The following is a 20040-nucleotide window of genomic DNA, read 5'->3' as shown; positions in this document are numbered from 1 at the left end:
GCACCGGAGCAGAGTGGCGCGCCACCGGGGGAAGAATAGAGCCATGGCACGAGGTAATCTGCGCATCCTGTTGGGGGCTGCGCCCGGGGCGGGCAAGACGTTTGCGATGCTCGAAGAAGGCAGACGGCTGGCCGGTGAGGGCCTCGACGTCGTAGTCGGCGCGGTCTCCCTGCGCGGGCGGGCCGATACTGCGGAGCTGCTGGACAGCCTGGAACTGTGCCCGAAGCGTCGTCCGGACGGCCCCAACGAGCAGGCCGACGTGGATGTGCCAGCACTGATCGCCCGGCACCCCGGCCTCGTTCTGGTTGATGACTACGCTGCCGTGGGCGAGCGTGGCGGCCGGTGGAAGCAAATCGAGGAGCTGCTGCAGGCAGGCATGGACGTCATCTCCACCCTGGACATCCGGAACGTGGAGTCACTGTCGGACGCCGTTCGGCGGGTCACCGGCGTCGAGGAAGCAAATACTGTCCCGGACTCTGTTGTTCGGCGCGCGGACCAGATCGAGTTGATTGACGCCTCCCCTGAGTTGCTGCGCCAGCGGCTGGCGGACGGGAAGATCTACGGCACCCGGGAGGAGGCCGACGCCGCCCTGGCCGGTGATTTCCGCACCGGCACGCTTGCCGCCCTGCGGGAGCTTGCATTGTTGTGGCTGGCCGAGCGGGTCGACGCCGGCTTGCTGGACTACCGGGACCCGGCGAGGATCCGGGACGGCTGGCCTGCCAGGGAGAAAATCGTCGTCGGAGTGGACGGCAGGGCGCAGGACCACGCTCTGATCCGCCGTGCTGCCAGAATGCTGACCGCTGCCGCAGGCGGCGAGCTCCATGTGGTCCACGTCCGCGCCAGCACGGACGGACGCGGCCCGGAGTCAGGCAAGGACCTGGAACTGCTCCGCAGGCTCACCGCTGAGCTGGGCGGGGTCTTCCACTCCGTTGGCGGGCAGGACGTGGGTCCCACGCTGGTGGATTTCGCCAGGAGCATCAACGCCACGCAGATCATCATCGGCTCGCCCACCCGCCGGCCGCTGTTCAACCGTCGCCGGACGGTGGCAGCCGCCGTCATGCGGGACGCAGGCAGCATCGACGTCCACCTCATCAACCACTTCTCCGGCTCTCCCGGCCGCCAGGGCAGAACACCGCCCAGGCTTGGCCGCCGTCGGGAGATCCCGGCGTTTGTCCTGGCAGTGGCCCTGCCCCCGTTCCTGCAGTTCCTCCTGGACCTCCTCCCCCACGACCAGCTCTCCACTGACATGCTGGTGCACCTGACGGGAATCGTTGGTGTGGCGCTGCTCGGCGGGCTGTGGCCCGCAGTCGCCGCCGCCGTCGTCGCTGGGTTGATCGTGAATTACTACAGCGTCCGGCCGGTGGGGTCGTTGTCCGTAATCGACCCGGAAAACGTCCTGGCATTGCTGATCTTCGTCCTGGTGGCCGTGGCGGTGTCGCTGGTGGTGGACCGGTCCGCCAAGCTCAGCAAGGAAGCACACATCGCCGGCGCCGAGGCCGCCGTCCTGGGCGAACTGAGCCGGCGGGCCGTGGCCGAAGGAAACAGTATTCCGGCGTTCCTGGACCAGGTGCGGGAGCACTTCCAGGCGACGGGAGCAGGACTGTGGACGAGGTATGAGTCCGGACCCGGCAGGACAGTCAGTTGGGAACTTCAGGAGTTTTCCGGCGAGCGCCGCCCGGTGGGCGTTGCCACCGAGGCAGACACGGTGGAGCAGCTCGACGGGGACCGGATGCTCACGCTGAGCGGGAAGGAACTCTCCCAGGACGAACGGCGGCTGCTGGCGGCCTTCGGTTCGCACCTGCTGGCCATGGTCCAGCGCGAAGAGCTCTCCGCGAGCCAGCGGGAAAACCTGCGCCTGGCCGAAGGCAACACCGTGCGGACCTCTATCCTGCGGGCCGTGTCCCACGACCTGCGCACTCCCCTGGCCGGGATCAAGCTCGCGTCCAGCAGCCTGCGGGACAGGTCCATCGCCTTCGGGCCGGCGGAGCAGGAAGAGCTGCTGGCCACCATAGAGCACGGCGCCGACAGGCTGGACCGACTGGTCAGCAACCTCCTGGACATGTCTCGAATAACGGCCGACGCCGTCGCGCCGCTTTTGCGCCCGGTCTACTGGACCGACGTGGTTGGCGAAGCCCTGCGCGGCACCGCGTCCGAGCGGCTCCGGGTGCTGCTCCCGGACAACATGCCGCCGGTCGATGCCGACCCCGGGATGCTGGAACGGGTCATCGCCAACCTCGTGGAGAACGCGCTGAAGTACGCCCCCGAGTCCGACGTCGTAATTGCCGGCGCCGTGGGCGGCGCCGGCAGTGCAAGAATTGGTGACGTTCCCGCCAGTGAGCTCAGCATTGTTGATCACGGCTCCGGCATACCGCCGGAGAAGGTCTTGGCGATGTTCCGGCCCTTCCAACGCGCCGATGACACCACACCCGGGACGGGGATCGGACTTGGCCTTGCCGTGGCGAAGGGGTTCACCGAAGCCATGGGCGGGGTACTCCTGGCTGAGCCCACTCCCGGCGGGGGCCTGACCATGGTGGTCCGGCTGCCGCTCTCCACGGGCGTAGCGCCGGAACCTGATGTGAGAGGACGCCATGGCAGCAGTGCTGATCGTTGATGACGAGGTCCAGATCCTCCGTGCGTTGCAGATCAACCTGAACGCCAGGGGCTACTCCACGGTCACCGCCTTCACCGGTCAGAACGCACTGGAGCAGGCAGCGGAGCACCCCGTGGACGTCATCATCCTGGACCTGGGCCTTCCGGACCTGGACGGCGTCGAAGTGATCCGCCGGCTCCGGCGCTGGAACACAGTCCCCATCGTGGTCCTGTCCGCCCGGCACGGTTCCGACGACAAGATCCAGGCACTGGACGCAGGCGCGGACGACTACGTGACCAAGCCCTTTGGCATGGACGAACTCATGGCCAGGCTCCGCGCAGCCCTGCGCCGCGGATCCCCCGGGGACGCTCCCGTCATTGAAACCACCGGCTTCACCGTCAACCTCGCCACCAAGCAGGTGACCCGCCGGGGCGTGGCGGTCCGCCTGACCCCCACCGAATGGAACATCCTGGAACTGCTGGCCAGGAACACCGGCGCCCTGGTCACCCACGAAGAGATCCTCACCCAGGTATGGGGACCGGCCTACACCACCGAGACCGCGTACCTGCGCGTCTACCTGGCACAGCTGCGGCGGAAGCTTGAAACCGATCCGGCCAATCCCCGGCATCTGCTGACCGAAACAGGCCTCGGTTACCGCTTCCAGGAGTAGGTGCCCAGACCCCTCAGCGGGGCCCATGCGGCGCTCGCAGGAGGGCATTAAGAAAGCATTAAGATCCCCGGAATTGCCGCTTTGACGGGCTCGGGCCGGTGCTACGCTCCGGTGGTTATCAGCACAGCGCCGCGCCTGAAACGGGGCCGGTTTGTGCCGCCGCAGGCAGTACAGAAAGACACGTCCTTGACGGCTTCCGCCCACTTCTCCCTTCCTGCCACCGTTCCCAACCCTGAACGGGAAGCTGCACCCGGCAGCCCGCTGGTCAGGTGGCTGCTGGAACACCGCGTGCACCAGCCCGTTGGCCCGGAGGCAAGCGAAAGCCACGCCACGCAGCAGAGCTGGTGGAAGGTCATGTGCCTTACCGGGGTGGACTACTTCTCCACCCTGTCCTACCTGCCCGGCATCGCCGCCCTGGCGGCCGGCGCACTCTCCCCGCTCGCCACGCTGCTGATCGTGGCGCTGACACTGCTCGGGATGCTGCCCATGTACCGGCGGGTGGCCAAGGAAAGCCCGCACGGCCAGGGCTCCGTGGCGATGCTCGAGCGGCTCCTGCCCTTCTGGCGCGGCAAGGTCTTTGTGCTGATCCTGCTCGGCTTCGTCGCCACCTCCTGGATCATCACCATCACCCTCTCCGCGGCGGATGCGGCGGTTCACCTGCTTGAGAACCCCTACCTGCCGTCCTTCCTGGAGGGGCAGGCCGTCGCGATCACCGTGGTCCTGCTCCTGATCCTGGGCGGGGTGTTCCTGCTGGGCTTCTCCGAGGCCGTCGCCGTCGCGATCCCCCTCGTGGCGGTCTTCCTGCTGATGAACGCCATCATCATCGGAACCGGGATGGTCGACGTTTTCACCACCCCCGGCGCGTTGACGGGCTGGACCGATGCCTTGACATCCTCGGGCGGCGGCTTCAGCGGGATCATCGGGCCCGCCCTGATCGCCTTCCCCCTGCTGGTCCTGGGCCTGTCCGGCTTCGAAACCGGCGTCAGCATGATGCCCCTGGTCGCCTCCAAAGGCAGCACCCCCGGGGAAAAGCTGGCCAGCCGGATCAAAAACACCCGCAAACTGCTAACGACGGCGGCACTCATCATGAGCGTCTACCTGCTTGGCAGCAGCTTCGTCACCACCGTCCTGATCCCCGCCGAGGAGTTCGAAACCGGCGGCGAAGCCAACGGCCGCGCCCTGGCGTACCTGGCCCACGAACACCTCGGCAACGGCTTCGGCTCCGTCTACGACATCAGCAGCATCCTGATCCTCTGGTTCGCCGGTGCCTCCGCCATGGCCGGCCTGATCAACATCGTCCCCCGCTACCTCCCCTCCTACGGCATGGCCCCGGACTGGTCCCGCGCCGTCCGCCCGGTGGTGCTCGTCTACACGGCCATCAGCGTCCTGATCACCATCGGCTTCAACGCCGACGTCAACGCCCAGGCCGGCGCCTACGCCACCGGGATCCTGGCGATGATGGTCTCCGGCGCCATCGCCGTCACCATTTCCGCCCTCCGCAAGAGGCAGCGCAGAGCGTCCATCGGCTTCACGGTGCTGACGGTGGTGATGCTCTACGCGCTGGCCGCGAACGTGATCGAAAAGCCGGACGGCATCACCATCTCTGCGTTCTTCATCCTGGGCATCGTGGCCGTCTCCCTCGTCTCCCGTGTCAGCCGCACCACCGAGCTGCGGGTAGACAGAATAGAGTTCGACGACGACGCGCGCCGCTTCATCAGCGACACCCTGGCGTACGACGGCCGGATCAACCTCATCGCCAACCGGCCCCAGGCCCGCGACGGCGCGGAATACGCGGACAAGGAAGCGGTCCAGCGGCAGAACAACCCTGTCCCCGGCACCGCGGACGTCATCTTCCTCGAAATCGACGTCAGCGATCCCTCCGAGTTCAGCGACACCCTGGCGGTCCACGGCGTGGAAGTTGACGGCCACCGGGTCCTGCGGGCCCAGAGCCCGGCCGCTCCCAATGCCATCGCCGCGATCCTCCTGGCCCTGCGCGACGCCACCGGAGTCCGGCCGCACGCGTACTTTGAATGGTCCGAAGGCAACCCCCTGGCCCACCTGATGCGGTACCTGCTCCTGGGCCGCGGCGATACCGCCCCGGTGGTCCGGGAAATCATTCGCGAGAACGAACCGGACCCGGACCGGCGCCCCGGCATCCACGTGGGATGAGCATCCACAAGGAGGTCCCGCCGTCGGAATTCGCCACCCGGGTGCCCGACGCTGCCAGCATCGCCGCTGTCCAAAAGATGCTGCGGGACGCCCGGGCCGGAGGCGGGAAGGACGGCCGGAAGGAGAACATCCTCCGCCGGCTGCTGTCCCACCCGGTCAGGGCCGTCCCGGCGGCCTTCCTGCTGGTCATCCTCATCGGTGCCGCCCTGCTGATGCTTCCCGCAGCCCGGACCGACGGCGGCACCGAAGGGTTTATGCCGGCCCTGTTCACGTCTGTCTCGGCCGTGTGCGTTACCGGCCTGATCACCGTGGACACGGCGACGTTCTGGACCCCGTTGGGCCAGGTCATCATCCTCGGGCTCATCCAGGTGGGCGGGTTCGGCATCATGACCCTGGCAACCCTGCTGGCGCTGCTGGTCCGGAAGAACATCGGGCTGCGCGGCCAGCTCGTGGCCCAGTCGGAGACCCACACCCTGAACCTCGGCGACGTCCGGGCCGTGCTGGTCCGGGTGGCAAAGATCATGCTCACGTTCGAAGCAGTGACGGCCCTGGTCCTGACCGCCCGGTTCTGGATCGCCTACGACCAGAACCCGGCCACGGCCCTCTGGCACGGAATCTTCCATGCCATCTCCGCCTTCAACAACGCAGGCTTCTCCGTCTACAGCAGCAACCTCATCGGGTTCGCCGAGGACCCGTGGATCATCACCCCCATCTGCCTGGCGATCATCGCCGGCGGACTTGGGTTCCCGGTGATCATCCAGCTCACCCGTGGCGAGCTGGAGCCAAAGAACTGGACCATCCACCTGCGCCTGACCATTTACGGAACGCTCTTCCTCCTGGTGGCAGGGATGGTGCTGTTCGCGGCCTTCGAGTGGAACAGGAATGAAACCCTCGGCCAGCTCTCGGTCACCGGCAAGATTCTGCGTTCCTTCGCGGGCAGCGTGTTTCCCCGCACGGCCGGGTTCAACAGCATCGATTATGGCGTTGCGGCACCGGAGACGCTGATGGTCACCAACATCCTGATGTTCATCGGCGGCGGCAGCGCCGGCACCGCGGGCGGCATCAAAATTACGACGTTCCTGGTGCTGGGCTTCGCCATCTGGAACGAAGTCCGCGGCCGCGACCAGGTGACCATCGCGCACCGGTCCATCAGCTCCTCATCCCAGCGGCAGGCCCTGTCCGTGGCGCTGCTGGGGATTGCCGCCGTCGTCTCCGGCACCATGCTGCTGCTCATGTTCACCGACTACAGCCTGGAGAAAGTCCTCTTCGAATCCATCTCCGCCTTCGCCACCGTGGGGATGAGCACCGGCATCACCTACAACCTTCCGCCGGCCGCGGAGTGGGTGCTCATGGCGCTGATGTTCACCGGGCGCATCGGCACCGTGGCGGTAGCGTCCGCCCTGGCGCTCTCGGCCCGGCCGCGCCTCTACCGCCTGCCGGAGGAACGGCCAATTATCGGGTGAAACGTGCTTGCCCGCAGGTTGTACTCCTTGCAATTGCTCAGGCGGTGTACTTGCTTGGTCCTTCCGCGGCGCGTACTTCAGAATTGCCGTGGAGGTCCTGGCCTGGTCACACGTGAAGCGGTGTCCAGTGGCCGGCTCGAGCCAAGGTGCAGGGTCATCCAGGTGGCCATTCATTTCCAGGACTGGCAAGGGTGCCCTGGGCGGCCCGCCGTTCCCAGTGACAAAAAGGCCGGGGTGTTGGCACGGGTCATAGTAGACGCGGGGTTTGCGTTCCCGTATGAGGTCCAGGGACCTGCCGTCCTGGTGCCCTGGCCAGTGCAGGCTGAGGTTCTCCGGAGCCAGATCACGGACGCGGCCGTTGCCGCCGGTGAAGTTCTCAATGGTATCGGCCTCTGTGCCGGGGCCGGACCTTTCGTACCGGAGCCATGTCCCAGCGGACCGTACGTAGATCACGCCGGGCTTATCGGCAGGGACATACACGTCTACGTCTGCCGAGAGCTGTCCGTACAGACCATGCCCGTCCTCCCCAAACGGCCGGGTGCAGGTGGTGGCGTCATCCATCTTGTCGACGATTCTGAACCGGGTGACTACAGGTTTCCGGTGGCGATGTTGAGCATGCGGCGCAGCGGCTCTGCGGCGCCCCACAGGATCTGGTCCCCCACGGTGAAGGCGGTAATGTACTGCCAGCCGTCTACATCTTGCGGATCCGTGCGTCGCGAACGCCTTGGATTTCCCCAGCGGTAAATCCCGGCTTCTTGCCGCGGCCAGCTCCGCGGCGGCAATAACGGCAATTCCTATCTGAAATTCCGAATTTAGGGCACTTGCCTTCGGAAAACAAGCCTGGTGTGTACTTACTTTCTGCCGGGCTACTACTTGCTTCCCCGGAGGACCCACGCTATTGCCATCATGTCCTACCCGTCTTTCGAAAAGCTCTGTCCTGCTGCCAGGTCAGGCATTAGTTTTCCGTTATGAAGGCGCTTCACGCCACGGGCAAGCCCACTCACAAGGCAGGCATAGCCTTCCTCGCTTTGACCCTGTTCCTGTCAGCTTGCACGTCGCCGGCACAAACGGTTCCAAAGCCGGAGCCACTCATAGTCGCGCTACCCGGGCAGGCCAGTGAAGTGCGCGAAGCTTTCGCGAAAAGGAGCCTCATGGGACACCTTGAGGCCCTGCAGAAGGTAGCCGATCAGGCGGGAGGTAACAGGGCCGCCGGCACGTCCGGGTACGAAGCATCAGCCCGATATGTCGAGGACCAGTTACGTGCCGCCGGCTACAAACCGGTCCGGCAGGTCTTCAGGTATTGGGACAACGACCTCGAGGAGAACAGGGAAACCTTTAACATCCTGGCCGACACAGCTGGAAGTGCGGACCACACCATAGTGGTGGGCGCGCATTTGGACTCGGTGCCCGACGGCCCGGGGATAAACGACAATGCAAGCGGCGTGGCCACCCTCATTGAAACGGCACGGTGGATGGCCGAGACCGCCGTCGAACCGAAAAATAGGGTGCGCTTCGCGTTCTGGGGGGCAGAGGAAGTCGATCTGACAGGTTCCCAGCATTACGTGGATGAGCTCAGCGCAAGTGAAATCTCCCAAACCGCCGTGAATATCAACATTGATATGGCGGCATCACCCAACGGGGTGCGGTTTGTCCACGACGGCGACGGCTCCAGCTTTGGCGATGCCGGCCCAGCGGGCTCCTCGGGACTCGAAAGCATTCTCCTGGACTACTTTGCCAAGAACTCGCTCCCGGCCGAGGCGACCGAATTCATCGGCGACTCCGACTACGACGCCTTCTTCCAGGCGGGCATCGCCACCGGCGGGCTTTTTGCCGGAGACGTCGGCACAAAAACCTCCGAACAGGTACAAAAATTCGGCGGGACCGCGAACGAAGACCACGACCGGTGCTACCACAGAAGCTGTGACACTATCCAGAACGTCAACCAGGAGCTGCTGAAAGACATGGCCGGGGCCATCGCTTACGCCACCCGTGCTTTCGCCATGGCCCAGATGTAACCGGGGAAAAAAGCCCAACGGCAGACGCCATGGCTGGCCGACACCACCCCCGTTAAACCGCACGACCCGCCCTCCCGGAAGGAGGACGGGCCGTCCGTGGGACTCAGTGAGGATCCCGGTGGTGAGCCTTAGCGGCGGCTGATGCCGTTGTCGTCGAGCTCGATGTTTTCCTTGCGGACTTCCTCGGTCACCGTGTGATCGGTGGTCACGGTCTCCTTGTCCAGGCGCACGCGCTCAACGGGGACGGCTTCCTTCTCCACGACGGGGCGCTCCTCGTGGAGGATGACCTCGTGCTCTTCCTCGCTGATCGCGGGGCCGTCCAGGGCAGCGCCGCGGTTGGCGTCCGTGATCGGTTCGCGCTCGATGCGGACCTCTTCACGCTGCACCGGGACCGTGGTGGTGACGTTCTCGGTGACAACGTACTTGCGCAGCCGTGCCCGGCCGGCCTCTTCCTTGCGGGTGCCAACGTGCAGCTGTTCCTCGGAGCGGGTCATGGCGTCATCGGTGGTGGGACCTGAGGTGTCGTGCCCAACAGTTTCGCGGCCCACGGTGTCATCTGCCGTACCAGCGGCGAACCCGTTGCCGCCGGTGAAGCCATTACCGCCGTTGAGGCCGTAGTAGGTGTAAAGCTGGTCTTCCTCGGCGGGCTCCAGGTGGCCATCCGGGGCGACGCGGGGTGCGTCCTTGACCTTGTCCTTGGTGTGGGCGACGACGATGTCGTTGCCGTCCTGCGACGCAGCGTCCAGCGGCGCGAAGGACTCGTGGGATCCGAAGAGCCCGGTCTTCACCGTGACCCAAGTGGGCTCGGAGGTCTGGTCATCCACGTAAATCTGTCCGATGGATCCGATCTTGCTTCCGTCGGAACCTACGACGTGTCCGCCGGCAGTGGTCAGTGCAGAAAGGTTCTCAGTGCTGATCATGTGTTTCTCCTTCTTGTTACTGGTTTAGTGCTGCTTGAGGGACAAAATTAGAAGCGGTTCCGCGGCGGCCGGGTCTGGCCGGCACGGAGTTGCTTGGCTTTGCGGGCTTTCATGACCCGGCTGATGATGCCGGGGAGCAGGGCGAAGAGCAGTTTTTTCATGACGCTGGTCCTTTGGTTGATGGTCCGCTGTCCTGACTGTCAGCTTTGACCGCTTACGGCTGGCGCTCTGCGCCGCGGACATCGCTGAACGGATCGTCGAGGTCCCTCAGCGGAACTCCCCCGGCTTCAGTGCCTGAATAGGCGGGACGGGCAGGTTCGCCGTAGATAGTTTCACCGTAGGCTGCGGGCGCCGTCTGGTGGTTCTGGTAGACCGACTCTTCGCCCCACGGCGGAGCGGTTGCTGTTGCTGCAGCCGGCGCCTGCGCAGGCTTGGGCGGGATGGCTGCCTGCGGGGCCGGGGCTGGCTGCAGGCCACGTGCGAGGCGACCCACGAGCATGCCTGCGCTGGCAGCCAACAGCAGGAACGTACCCGGCTTGCGGCGGGCGAAGGACTGCATGTCCTCCAGCAGCGCCTTGGGATCCTTGTTCTCCACCCAGGAAGCGACCGACGAGGTGCGGTCGGCAGCCTGCCGGATCAGGTCACTGGCGATGCCCTGCTGCTCGGGGGCGTCAGCCATGGTCTGCAGCTGGCTGGAAATCGTCCGGATGCCTTCGGCGGCCTTCTGCTGTTGCGCGCCGGCCTGGCTGCCCAGGCCCGACTTCGCCTCATGCAGGAGGCCCTTGGCGCTTGACCTTGCCTCGGACGCGACGTTTCCGGCCTCAAGCTTGGCGGTCTGCGCCACATTCTGGGCCGCACCGACTGCCTGCCCGGCGATCTTCGACGTCTCCCCCTTGGCTGCATCCTTCTTGGTGACGTACGTTTCCGGCTCTGCCGAAGGATCGGTCGGTGCTGCGTTCCCGTACTGGTCGAGAGGGCTTCGGGCAGAAGCCTCAGGCCACTGGTTTTCCGTCATCATCACTCGCTTCCACTGGTTCTGCAGCTGGACTTTGAAACCCAGCCTGTTGAATTAGTAAGTAAGGTTACTAACTAGATACTAAGCACACTTGCTATCTATCGCGCAAGACGGGTCCGCGGCGAGTCCCTCCTTAGGCCCGCTACAAGGCTGAAGTTTTCTAAATATTGACCCATCCAGTGCGCGGGCGGCTCCGAACCACTGCAGCAGGACCGAACGGCGACACATTCGCAAGGCCCAACCGACCAGAAGGAGCCCGCTCATGAGCGTTCCGAACTACACGCGTTTCCTCTCTGAATGCTTCATTCAAGACTCGGAAAGGCAGCCCGCTCTTCGCGAAGACGAGATCTACGGGGTCTACATCAGCTGGTGCATGCTCAATGCCGAGCAGCCTGGCACCACCACGTCCCTCTGGGCAGCCATGCACCAAGGGGGACATACGAAACACCACCATGACACCGGCCGCCACGAATGGCCAGGGCTGACCATGAAAGGCCCGGCGGCGGTGGACTACATCCTCTCAAGCCAGCCCAGCCTGCTCTAAGCCCGTCGCAGATCAGCCGCAGCAACGCCGTGCGGTGACGCGAAGTGCGGGCCAACTCGGCGGCTAGGCTGAGCTGATGGCCTTCCTCGCTGCCCTGGCACCCACCTTCGCGGCCGTGGCCATCCTGATGCTGATAACCGTCGCGGTGCTCCGGGGCTCGCGGACGCCGTCGTTCCTTGCGCCGGCCCTGGCCATCCTCCGCGGAGCTGCCCAGCTGGCCCTCATCAGCCTGGTTCTGGGCGGCATCATCTCTGACCCGCTGTGGGTGGCAGTGGCGCTGCTGGTGATGTTCACCGTCGCTGCAGTGACGGCAACGCTCCGGCTGACATGGTCCTGGGGGCGCTTCGCCGTGGTCTCGGCAACCATGGCCGCAGGCATTGTGGTGACCCTCGCCGTCGTCTTCGGCACTGGCGCCGTGGCTCACGAACCCCGCTACGTCCTTGCGGTGGGCGGGATCGTGATCGGTAACTGCATGACCATCGCGGTCCTCGCCGGGCACCGCTTCCATGAGGCCGTACGTGAGCAGTGGGACCAGGTGGAAGGCTGGCTCGCCCTCGGCGCCACAGCCCGGCGCGCCACCCTCACCCAGGCCCGCTACTCCGTGCATGCGGCCCTGATCCCGTCCACGGATCAGACCAAAACCACCGGCCTGGTGACCCTGCCGGGCGCTTTCGTGGGCGCGATCTTCGGCGGCGCCTCCCCGCTGGAGGCCGGGCGGTTCCAGGTGGTGGTGCTGGCGTCCATCATGACGGCGGGTGCGATCACCGCCGTCGCGCTTCTCCGTTCGCTGGGCGCGGTGCGCGTGCGGCCAGAGCCGCTGTGACTTTGCACGGGCCCCGGATCAGCCATCGTTGCCCCTGAGGAAGGTCTGGATTTCCTCGGCCATTCGCTTGGATTGGGTCCAGTGCAGGTAGTGGTTGCCCTCAAGCGTAACGATCTCATGGCGTTTGACGTTTTTCAGAAGGTTTTGGGCGGCCGCTGTTTTCGTTGCTGTTGAGTCTGGATTTTCATCGGCAATGAACGCCAGAACGGGCAGGTCATCGGGATAGGCGACGCCCCTGAGGACTGCGGCGTTGGTGGCTATTCGGGCTGTTTCATCAGCCACGGCGGAGTTGCCGTAGTTCCAGCTGGTCATGAGGCGCATGCGGTGCAGCTCGTCTTCGGTGTAGTCGTCGCTCGCTGGGTCGACAAAACTGGGGACGGCGGCGGATACTGCGCGCACTATCCCGGTGACGGCGAGGGCCCGTTGCCAGTTGAATCCTCTCTCCGGGTCCGGAACCGGGTCGTCTCCGGCTTTCGATATGGACGCGTCGATCCCGACGACGGCGGAAACTTCCGCCGGATACCGGTTCGCGTAGTCAAGCATGTAGAAACCCGCGATGGAATGCCCTGCCAGGACGTAGGGCTTTTTTACCTGCAGTTTGGTCAGTGCTTCGTGAAGTTCGTTGCTGATGTTCTCGTTGGTCCGCGGAGGGGCTTCCATGTCGCTGTAGCCGTAGCCGTAGCCTTCCACCACGATGGCGTCGAAGCCGTGAAGCTCGCGGACCAAAGGAGCGAAATCAAGGCCGGGCGCCGGGGTTCCCAAGCCGCTCAGAAGAACGATCGGCTGCCCGTTCTCCTGCCCGTTCCGGTACACGTTCAGTGCGCCGCTGCCTACGGGGATGCGTTCGCCGTAGGCAGCCACGCTCGATTTTTCTGCGGCCTCCAGGATTGCGTTGATCACCGTGGAGGCGAGTATCAGCCCCAGGACTACGACGGCGGCGATCCCGGCCCGGCGCAAGCCCCTCCGGGGCTTCTTCCGGGTGCCGGACTCCGTGGTTTCCGATGCGCCGGAAGTCCGTTGAGGTGATGGGTGCATGCTGGGCCTTTCCATCCCGCAGCCTATCTTGGGCGGCCCTCCAACTGCCGAAATCAGGCAGGCCTGGCGAAGACGGCCGCGCTCATGATTTCGTAGCCCACGAAAGTCTCGTCGCCTTCTACCCAGGCATCGTGGCCGGCCGGAATGGTGTAGGCATTGCCGGGGCTTATTGTGGTCTGCGTGCCGTCTTCCATCTGTACCGTCAGCGTCCCGGCGGAGCAGATCCCCACGTGATTGACCTGGCAACTGTCCGTATGGACCACGGTCTTAACCGTCTCGGACCACTTCCAGCCCGGCTCGAAAGTAAACCTGCCCAAGGTGGTGTCGCCGATGTTGACCACATCGACCTGGGTCTTCGGCGGACGGCGCTGTTCGTCGGGTTCGTCGAAGGACTTCGCTGTAAGGGCATTGATTGCCATTTCGTTCTCCTGACAGGGAGTGATGGGAACTGTGCGTCCGGAGCGCCCAGACAGCTCCGGAAGTGATGGTTGGCCGGCTACGGCTGAGCAGTTGCCGCCAACGCTGACACCCAGCGGTATCAGGGTGCCTTCGGGAGTGGGTCATGTCAATAACTTTTAGCCCCCCGTCCAGAACTGCCAATGCCGCTAGTCGACGAGAAGCGCCAGAATGCCGGCCGCGGTGCTGGAGGCAGCGCCGTGCTGAACGATATGCGGTTGTCCGGGTATCTCCAGATAGCGTCCGTCCGGAGCGGTGGCGGTCAACTTTTGGCACCAGAGCCCGCGGGCGACAGCATCACGTGAGCCGCGGATGATCAGTACCGGTTGGGCTACCAGGGCCAGGCTTGCCTCGATGTCGTAGGACATCATGACGGGAAGTTCGGTCAGGTACCAGCGCATCCCCGAACGGGCATAGTCGATGAGGACCATGGCGTTTCCGAGCGGACTTTCCCTTAGCGAGTCAAGCCCGAGCGCAATGGCTTGCTGACGGACGGTGCGTCGCTCGGATCCGGTCTGGGTGTCGCTCCGAAGCCCGGCAGGTCGATGGAATAGGTGTCGCCATGCCGGGCAAGGAGAATCTGAAGCCTGCGGAAGTAGCGGTGGGATACACCGATGCCGTGAAGGAGCACAAAGACCGGGCCGGAGCCGCCGCGGGGCCCTGCAAGGCAGTGTACGTGGGAGGTCAGGGACCCTGTGGTAACTACCCGCGGCGCCAATGGCTGGCGCATCCAGGACAACGGTCCTCCAGAGAATGCCGGTTCTGTTGTGTGTGGTTCGTGACTCGCGGTTGGCACCGGTATTCCTTGCTGTTGCAGTACGGCAGATGAAACTGGCACGGCACCCGTGGGGCGCCGTGCCAGAATCTATCAGTTTCCGGCACAGAGGCCGGAGGAATGCGTGTTAGGCGTTGTTGCTGTGAACGCGGTTGCCGGCCTTCGCCAGGCCGCGGGCAACCATCAAGTTAACGGTGAGGAAGGTACTGAAACCATGTCGACAACTTCTCTACGTCGTAGACTTTAGGCGTAGCCTAAATAATAAGCAAGCTTACCTATTTCCACTGACTGAACATCCTGCTTCAACGGCCTCATGGCCTAACCTCCCCGGTGAGCTCGGCGTGGAGCTTTTGGACGCGGGCTTTGATGTCGTCCCGGACCAGGCGCATGCGCTCCATTCCTTCGATGCCCCGCTCGGAGGGCTCGTCCGTCTCCCAAACCTCGAAGCGGGTCCCCTCGCGCGGTTCAAGCTTCGCTTCCGTGCCCAGGACGATGACGGCGTCGACCGTGTCCAGGACTTCGTCGGTGACCGGTTTGGGGTGTTCATCGGTGATGTCGACTCCGAGCTCGGCCAGGGACTCCACGGCCTGCGGGTTCAGGGACTTGCCGGGTTTGGTGCCTGCCGAGTAAACGGTGACGTCACCATTCGCGAGCTGGTTCATGAGGCCGGCGGCCAGCTGGGACTTCCCGCCGTTCTTGCTGCACACAAACAATACGGCCGGCGTCTTCTGCGAGCCAGGTGTTTCGTTGGTCATGAGTGCGATGTTTCCTTCGTGAGTGTGGCGGCCAGGGTCTCAGCCAAGACGGCTTTCCAATGGCGGTTTCAAACTATGGTCAGTTGCTGCGAGCGGCCGTGGGCCAGGCCGGTGGGAAAACCGACCAGCACCGGTTCGGGGGCGGCGCAGCGGCCGTCGCCGCCCGAGTCTGCTGTGCCCGCGGCAGGCACGTCGCAGCTGGTCCCGGCGTCGGTGGAGCAGACGCCCGTCTCAGGCAGCTCGAGCTGGACTGTGTCGGCGGCTTCACGGTCACCGGCCAGCGCGGCGACCACGGAGCGGACCTGCTCGTAGCCGGTGGCCAGCAGGAAGGTCGGTGCCCGGCCGTAGGACTTCATGCCCACGATGTAGAAGTCCTTGTCCGGATGGGCCAGCAATTTCGCCCCGTGCGGCGGCACGGTGCCGCACGAGTGGAACTCAGGATCAATCAGCGGGCCGAGCTCCACGGGAGCTTCGACGGCAGGGTCAAGGTTGAGCCTCAGTTCATGCAGGATGTCCAGGTCCGGACGGAAGCCTGTGCAGGGCACGACGACGTCGGCCTCCAGGGTGCAGCCGTCAACAGAAACCACGGTCACGCCTGAGTCCAGGGCTTTCAGGGAGCTGATGCCGAAGCCGGTGTGCAGTTCAATTTTTCCTGCCTCGACCAGCCGCCGGACGCGGCCGCCGAGCTGGCCCCGGGCGGGCAGCCCGTCGGCATCGCCGCCGCCGTAGACCTTCTCGGCGGAGTCGCCGCGGACGGCCCAGAGGATGCGGGTGTCCGGCTCTGCCTTCGTGAGGTCGGCGAGGCTGATCAGCGTGTTTGCGGCGGAGTGCCCGGCTCCGACGACGAGGACGCGGCGTCCGGCGAAGGCTTCCCGGTCGCGGGCGAGGACGTCGGGGAGCGGCGCGGATATCCGGTCCGCTGCGGCTTCTTCTCCGATGGCGGGTAGGCCGGAGGTGCCCAGCGGGTTGCGGCGGGACCATGTGCCGGAGGCGTCGATGACGGCGGCTACGGTGTGGTCGCAGGTCTCGCCGTCTGCGTGCTCCACCCGGACGGTGAACGGGGTGATGTCGCGGTTCCGGACGTGGGTCTTGTCCAGGCCCTGCCGGGTCACGGCCACCACGCGGGCGCCGGTCTGCAGCCGCGCGGCGATCTGCGGCAGCGCGGCCAGCGGTGCGAGGTAGTTGTCGATGAGTTCCCCGCCGTACGGAAGCGCGGTGGGCCGAGGCGACTCCCAGCCGGCAGCCTCAAGCAAACGCACGGCGGCGGCGTCGAGGTTAAACCGCCAGGGTGAGAACAGCCGGATATGGCGCCACTGCTCAATGGCCGCGCCCGCCGTCGTGCCTGCCTCGAAGACCAGCGGCTCCAGGCCGCGCTCGAGCAAATGGGCCGCGGCGGCCAGGCCCACGGGGCCGGCGCCAATCACTGCAACGGGAAGCCGCTTCGCTGAATCCATGCTGTCCTCTTGTCTCGGTTGTCGGTGATGTCGAGTGGCGCTGTAGGAGCCCAACTAGGTAGCAGTAGGTGTCGTTTTGGCTGCTCATAACGACACCTGCTGCTACCTAGTTGGGTGGGAGGGGCTGTGGTTAGCAGCAGTCCTCGTCGTCGCAGCAGCCTGAGTCGCCGCAGCATCCTGTGGTCATACAGCTCACCTCCTCCCCTGTCAAAGGGCGTTAGGCGTGAATTGGTTCCTCGGCCAGGGCGGTGGCGATGCTGTCGGCATCCTCTAAAGCGGCGAGGTAGCGTTCGGCGTCGAGGGCGGCGGCGCAGCCGGTGCCGGCGGCGGTGATGGCCTGGCGGTAGCGGTGGTCCACGGCGTCACCGCAGGCGAAGACGCCCGAAAGGTTGGTGACGGTGGTGGGTGAGTCCACCTTGATGTAGCCGTCCTCGTCCAGGTCCACCTGCCCGGTCAGCAGTTCGGTGCGCGGCACATGCCCGATCGCCACGAAGATCCCTGTGGCCGCGTGCTCCCGGGTTTCGCCCGTGCGGGTGTCCGTGAGCGTCACGCCGCTGACTTTCCCGTCGCCATGGATCTTAGTGACGGCCGAGTTCCAGGCGAAGCTGATCTTGGGGTTGTCCTTCGCCCGCTGCGCCATGATGCGGGAAGCCCGCAATTCACCCTTGCGGACAACGACGGTGACGGACTTCCCGAACCGCGTCAGGAACATCGCCTCCTCCATCGCCGAATCCCCGCCGCCCACCACGATGATGTCCTGCTCGCGGAAGAAGAACCCGTCACAGGTGGCACACCAGGAAACACCATGGCCGCTGAACTTCTTCTCCTCCGGCAGGCCGAGCTCCTTGTAAGCAGAACCGGTGGCCAGAATGACGGCCGGGGCCTCGTAGGTTTCGCCGCCGCCGGTAACCACCCGCTTAAGGTGGCCCCTCAGCCGGACCTCAGTGACGTCGTCGAACACTACCTTGGCGCCAAACTTCTCGGCCTGCTCCTGCAGCCCGTCCATCAGCTCCGGCCCCTGAACACCGCCGGGGAAGCCCGGAAAGTTCTCCACTTCAGTGGTGTTCATCAGCGCACCACCCGCGGTCACCGATCCGGCCAGCACCAGCGGTTCGAGGCCCGCGCGGGCCGCGTAAATGGCGGCGGTGTAACCGGCCGGGCCGGAGCCGATGATGATCAGCTGCTCAGCCTTGGCGCCTGCGGAGGTTTCGTTGTTGCTCATAGGTGTCTCTCCTGGTGTCCGGAACCGGCTACTTGGCGGCCGGAACGAGGGACTCGATCAGGCCCTCGATGCGGGTTTTGATCTGGTCACGAATAGGGCGGACCGATTCGACGCCCTTGCCTGCCGGGTCTTCCAGGACCCAGTCCTCGTAGCGCTTGCCCGGGAAGTAGGGGCATTCGTCGCCGCAGCCCATGGTGATCACCACGTCCGATTCCTTCACGGCCTCGGTGGTGAGGACCTTGGGGACCTCGGCGGACATGTCGATGCCCAGTTCAGCCATAGCCTCGACGGCGGCGGGGTTGATCTTGTCCGCGGGCTGGGATCCGGCGGAGCGAACCTCGATCTCACCCTTGCCGAGGGTGGTGAGGAAGGCGGCAGCCATCTGGGAACGGCCGGCGTTGTGGACGCAGACGAACAGGACAGAGGGCTTTTTAGCGGTCTCGGTGCTCATTATTTTGCTCCTGTAAGCAATTAGGGGACGGGTTGAGTCGTTGCGCCCGCACAGCCTGCAGTTAGATATTGAAGTTTATCGATGCAGGAAGTATCGGACGGTTCATTGATGATTGTCAATATGCGGTCCAAACCAGCACGGTCAGGCTGCGCGCATCCGCGGCGCAAGGTCGCTGATGCGGCTGGAGATATCGTTGAAGGCGTTCTCAAAAGCCTCCTCAGTGTTGATCCGGAGCGGGTCCCGCACGGACCAATGAACTCCGTTCAGGCCGGTCAGTTCCTCGTGCGCGTTGTCGCAGACGGTGACAACGAAGTCCCCGCCATCCAGCCCCTCCAGCCTTCGCGGCGGAACCTCCGGAAGGTCCACGCCGTGGCGGCGGGCGACGTCGATCGCTCCCTGCGCGATCCGGTCCGCCGGGTGCGTGCCCGCCGAAGTCGAGGGGATTTCGCTGACCTGCCCCCAGAGAGCGGCGGCAAGCTGGGAACGGGCGCTGTTGCGGGTGCAGACAAACAGAACGCGGGTGGCGCCATACTCGTTGCCGGGCGCGAGGCCTTCCAGAGCGCCGGAAGCCAGGCGGATGTAGCTGCGGCGCTTGTCGGCTTCGGAGCGGTGGCGGGTTGCCAGGCCCGCCGCTTCCAGGGTCCGCAGGTGATGGGACAGCAGGTTCGAGGGCATGCCCAGTTCGGCCTGAAGCTCCGTCGGCGAAAAGTCCCCGAGGATGAGTAGATCAACAATCCGCAGGCGCGCCGGATCGGCGAGGGCCGCATGCTTGGCGACCCGCGACTGGAAAACATCCGCTGGCTCAGTTTTCATTGACTCAATTTTGACTGAGATAATTTTCTGCGTCAAGCTTGGTGCCATGACTACAAACCAGCCGCCGTTGTGGCGCCGTGCCGTCGCGGAACTTCTGGGCACCAGCCTGCTCGTCATGATTGTTGTGGGCTCCGGGATTATGGCCCAGCAGCTCTCCCCCAACGACGTCGGCAACCAGCTGCTGCAGAACAGCACCGCGACGGTGCTGGGCCTGACAGTCCTGATCCTCGTGTTCGGACCCGTCAGCGGCGCGCACTTCAATCCCGTGGTCTCACTCGTGGACTGGATCCTGGGGCGGCGCAGCGGCACGGGACTGACCCTGCCGGAGCTCGGGACGTACATGGCCGCGCAGACGGTGGGTGCGGTCAGCGGCAGTGTGGTGGCGAACGCCATGTTTGAGGTGGGCACCTCCATCTCCGGGAAGGACCGCGCCACCGGCGGGCATCTGCTCGGCGAAGTCGTTGCCACCGCCGGGCTCATCCTGCTGATTTTCAGTCTTGCCGCCACCAAGCGGGGCGTCCTGGCCGCACCGGCGGTGGGCGCCTATATCGGGGCGGCCTACTGGTTCACGTCCTCGACGTCCTTCGCCAACCCGGCCGTGACTGTCGGGCGAATCTTCAGCGACACCTTTGCCGGCATTGCGCCGGCCTCGGTGCCTCCGTTCATCATCGCCCAGCTCATCGGCGCGACAGTGGGCTTGGGTCTCGTGCTCCTTCTGTTCCCGTTCGCGGCCCGCGCCGCAAACGACGTCGTCCTCCCGCACGAGGCAGACAAGGCCGGCTCCTAGCCCGCTCGTGGGCCGGCAGTTGAAACTGCCATGATGGCCCTGTGACTATCGCGAAGACCATCCTGCTGTTCATCCTTGCCGCC

19 protein-coding genes are annotated in these 20040 nt (G+C 65.1%); 8 read left to right on the top strand and 11 right to left on the bottom strand.

Annotated features, from left to right (window positions below; all coding sequences use genetic code 11):
* Positions 1 to 43 precede the first annotated feature (43 nt).
* From AC50X7_RS12440 to AC50X7_RS12420, 5 genes are all read left to right on the top strand, one after another.
* Positions 44 to 2611, top strand: coding sequence for a DUF4118 domain-containing protein (locus tag AC50X7_RS12440; RefSeq protein ID WP_494979280.1), 2568 nt, complete (start codon positions 44 to 46; stop codon positions 2609 to 2611).
* Positions 2589 to 3260 (top strand): response regulator, encoded by a 672-nt coding sequence (locus AC50X7_RS12435; protein WP_494979279.1) that lies wholly within the window; start codon positions 2589 to 2591, stop codon positions 3258 to 3260. The genes AC50X7_RS12440 and AC50X7_RS12435 overlap by 23 nt, the downstream gene beginning before the upstream one ends.
* Positions 3261 to 3446: 186 nt before the next feature.
* A complete protein-coding gene (locus tag AC50X7_RS12430) occupies positions 3447 to 5429 on the top strand; it encodes an APC family permease (RefSeq protein WP_494979278.1) in 1983 nt (660 codons plus the stop codon).
* A 77-nt stretch (positions 5430 to 5506) separates the two neighbouring features.
* Positions 5507 to 6892: a TrkH family potassium uptake protein gene (locus AC50X7_RS12425; RefSeq protein ID WP_494979388.1), complete on the top strand. Its 1386-nt coding sequence runs from the start codon at positions 5507 to 5509 to the stop codon at positions 6890 to 6892.
* A gap of 1151 nt (positions 6893 to 8043) precedes the next feature.
* Positions 8044 to 8907 carry a M20/M25/M40 family metallo-hydrolase gene (locus tag AC50X7_RS12420; protein WP_494979277.1) on the top strand — a complete coding sequence of 288 codons (864 nt, stop codon included), beginning with the start codon at positions 8044 to 8046 and terminating at the stop codon, positions 8905 to 8907.
* 128 nt (positions 8908 to 9035) lie between these two features.
* On the opposite strand, the gene AC50X7_RS12415 is transcribed toward AC50X7_RS12420, so the two are convergent.
* Together AC50X7_RS12415 and AC50X7_RS12410 are read right to left on the bottom strand one after the other, a co-directional pair.
* Positions 9036 to 9827: a DUF2382 domain-containing protein gene (locus tag AC50X7_RS12415; protein ID WP_494979276.1), complete on the bottom strand. Its 792-nt coding sequence runs from the start codon at positions 9825 to 9827 to the stop codon at positions 9036 to 9038.
* 214 nt (positions 9828 to 10041) lie between these two features.
* On the bottom strand, positions 10042 to 10842 hold the full coding sequence (locus tag AC50X7_RS12410) for a hypothetical protein (RefSeq protein WP_494979275.1): 801 nt from the start codon (positions 10840 to 10842) through the stop codon (positions 10042 to 10044).
* Positions 10843 to 11104: 262 nt separating this feature from the next.
* Here AC50X7_RS12410 and AC50X7_RS12405 point away from each other — a divergent pair, with 262 nt between their 5' ends.
* Positions 11105 to 11386, top strand: a complete 282-nt coding sequence (locus AC50X7_RS12405) for a hypothetical protein (protein ID WP_494979274.1) — start codon at positions 11105 to 11107, stop codon at positions 11384 to 11386.
* Positions 11387 to 11462: 76 nt separating this feature from the next.
* Complete coding sequence (locus AC50X7_RS12400) at positions 11463 to 12209, top strand: ABC transporter permease (RefSeq protein WP_494979273.1); 747 nt, start codon at positions 11463 to 11465, stop codon at positions 12207 to 12209.
* A gap of 18 nt (positions 12210 to 12227) precedes the next feature.
* Here the strand turns inward: AC50X7_RS12400 and AC50X7_RS12395 are convergent, their stop codons facing one another.
* From AC50X7_RS12395 to AC50X7_RS12355, 9 genes are all read right to left on the bottom strand, one after another.
* Positions 12228 to 13244 (bottom strand): alpha/beta fold hydrolase, encoded by a 1017-nt coding sequence (locus AC50X7_RS12395; protein WP_494979272.1) that lies wholly within the window; start codon positions 13242 to 13244, stop codon positions 12228 to 12230.
* A gap of 53 nt (positions 13245 to 13297) precedes the next feature.
* Entirely contained in the window at positions 13298 to 13663 is a 366-nt protein-coding gene (locus AC50X7_RS12390; RefSeq protein ID WP_494979271.1) for a cupin domain-containing protein, read from the bottom strand.
* 186 nt (positions 13664 to 13849) lie between these two features.
* Complete coding sequence (locus tag AC50X7_RS12385; RefSeq protein ID WP_494979270.1) at positions 13850 to 14131, bottom strand: alpha/beta fold hydrolase; 282 nt, start codon at positions 14129 to 14131, stop codon at positions 13850 to 13852.
* Positions 14132 to 14154: 23 nt separating this feature from the next.
* A complete protein-coding gene (locus AC50X7_RS12380) occupies positions 14155 to 14430 on the bottom strand; it encodes an alpha/beta fold hydrolase (RefSeq protein ID WP_494979269.1) in 276 nt (91 codons plus the stop codon).
* 356 nt (positions 14431 to 14786) lie between these two features.
* On the bottom strand, positions 14787 to 15230 hold the full coding sequence (locus AC50X7_RS12375) for an arsenate-mycothiol transferase ArsC (protein WP_494979268.1): 444 nt from the start codon (positions 15228 to 15230) through the stop codon (positions 14787 to 14789).
* A gap of 68 nt (positions 15231 to 15298) precedes the next feature.
* Positions 15299 to 16684: an FAD-dependent oxidoreductase gene (locus AC50X7_RS12370; RefSeq protein ID WP_494979267.1), complete on the bottom strand. Its 1386-nt coding sequence runs from the start codon at positions 16682 to 16684 to the stop codon at positions 15299 to 15301.
* Positions 16685 to 16901: 217 nt separating this feature from the next.
* Positions 16902 to 17906 carry a thioredoxin-disulfide reductase gene (gene trxB / locus AC50X7_RS12365; protein ID WP_494979266.1) on the bottom strand — a complete coding sequence of 335 codons (1005 nt, stop codon included), beginning with the start codon at positions 17904 to 17906 and terminating at the stop codon, positions 16902 to 16904.
* Positions 17907 to 17934: 28 nt separating this feature from the next.
* Complete coding sequence (locus tag AC50X7_RS12360) at positions 17935 to 18357, bottom strand: arsenate reductase ArsC (RefSeq protein WP_494979265.1); 423 nt, start codon at positions 18355 to 18357, stop codon at positions 17935 to 17937.
* 141 nt (positions 18358 to 18498) lie between these two features.
* Positions 18499 to 19170, bottom strand: coding sequence for an arsenate reductase/protein-tyrosine-phosphatase family protein (locus tag AC50X7_RS12355; RefSeq protein ID WP_494979264.1), 672 nt, complete (start codon positions 19168 to 19170; stop codon positions 18499 to 18501).
* Between the two features lie 46 nt (positions 19171 to 19216).
* Here AC50X7_RS12355 and AC50X7_RS12350 point away from each other — a divergent pair, with 46 nt between their 5' ends.
* The gene (locus tag AC50X7_RS12350; RefSeq protein ID WP_494979263.1) at positions 19217 to 19957 is read left to right on the top strand and encodes an aquaporin; all 741 of its coding nucleotides are present in this window, start codon (positions 19217 to 19219) and stop codon (positions 19955 to 19957) included.
* Positions 19958 to 20040: the final 83 nt, after the last annotated feature.

It is taken from the genome of Pseudarthrobacter sp. Hb11 (assembly GCF_059383655.1).
The sequence above is the reverse complement of the archived record's forward strand: the minus strand, read 5'-3'. Positions and strand labels throughout refer to the sequence as shown.

Excerpts from the sequence above, each read along its gene's own strand:
- AC50X7_RS12350 (WP_494979263.1), top strand. The coding sequence starts at position 19,217 with ATGACTACAAACCAGCCGCCGTTGTGGCGCCGTGCCGTCGCGGAACTT.
- AC50X7_RS12385 (WP_494979270.1), bottom strand. The coding sequence starts at position 14,131 with ATGGTCCTCATCGACTATGCCCGTTCGGGGATGCGCTGGTACCTGACC.
- AC50X7_RS12400 (WP_494979273.1), top strand. The coding sequence starts at position 11,463 with ATGGCCTTCCTCGCTGCCCTGGCACCCACCTTCGCGGCCGTGGCCATC.
- AC50X7_RS12415 (WP_494979276.1), bottom strand. The coding sequence starts at position 9,827 with ATGATCAGCACTGAGAACCTTTCTGCACTGACCACTGCCGGCGGACAC.
- AC50X7_RS12355 (WP_494979264.1), bottom strand. The coding sequence starts at position 19,170 with ATGAAAACTGAGCCAGCGGATGTTTTCCAGTCGCGGGTCGCCAAGCAT.
- AC50X7_RS12440 (WP_494979280.1), top strand. The coding sequence starts at position 44 with ATGGCACGAGGTAATCTGCGCATCCTGTTGGGGGCTGCGCCCGGGGCG.
- trxB (WP_494979266.1), bottom strand. The coding sequence starts at position 17,906 with ATGAGCAACAACGAAACCTCCGCAGGCGCCAAGGCTGAGCAGCTGATC.
- AC50X7_RS12425 (WP_494979388.1), top strand. The coding sequence starts at position 5,507 with ATGCTGCGGGACGCCCGGGCCGGAGGCGGGAAGGACGGCCGGAAGGAG.
- AC50X7_RS12420 (WP_494979277.1), top strand. The coding sequence starts at position 8,044 with ATGGGACACCTTGAGGCCCTGCAGAAGGTAGCCGATCAGGCGGGAGGT.
- AC50X7_RS12370 (WP_494979267.1), bottom strand. The coding sequence starts at position 16,684 with ATGGATTCAGCGAAGCGGCTTCCCGTTGCAGTGATTGGCGCCGGCCCC.
- AC50X7_RS12380 (WP_494979269.1), bottom strand. The coding sequence starts at position 14,430 with ATGCGCCAGCCATTGGCGCCGCGGGTAGTTACCACAGGGTCCCTGACC.
- AC50X7_RS12390 (WP_494979271.1), bottom strand. The coding sequence starts at position 13,663 with ATGGCAATCAATGCCCTTACAGCGAAGTCCTTCGACGAACCCGACGAA.
- AC50X7_RS12405 (WP_494979274.1), top strand. The coding sequence starts at position 11,105 with ATGAGCGTTCCGAACTACACGCGTTTCCTCTCTGAATGCTTCATTCAA.
- AC50X7_RS12410 (WP_494979275.1), bottom strand. The coding sequence starts at position 10,842 with ATGACGGAAAACCAGTGGCCTGAGGCTTCTGCCCGAAGCCCTCTCGAC.
- AC50X7_RS12395 (WP_494979272.1), bottom strand. The coding sequence starts at position 13,244 with ATGCACCCATCACCTCAACGGACTTCCGGCGCATCGGAAACCACGGAG.
- AC50X7_RS12375 (WP_494979268.1), bottom strand. The coding sequence starts at position 15,230 with ATGACCAACGAAACACCTGGCTCGCAGAAGACGCCGGCCGTATTGTTT.
- AC50X7_RS12360 (WP_494979265.1), bottom strand. The coding sequence starts at position 18,357 with ATGAGCACCGAGACCGCTAAAAAGCCCTCTGTCCTGTTCGTCTGCGTC.
- AC50X7_RS12435 (WP_494979279.1), top strand. The coding sequence starts at position 2,589 with ATGGCAGCAGTGCTGATCGTTGATGACGAGGTCCAGATCCTCCGTGCG.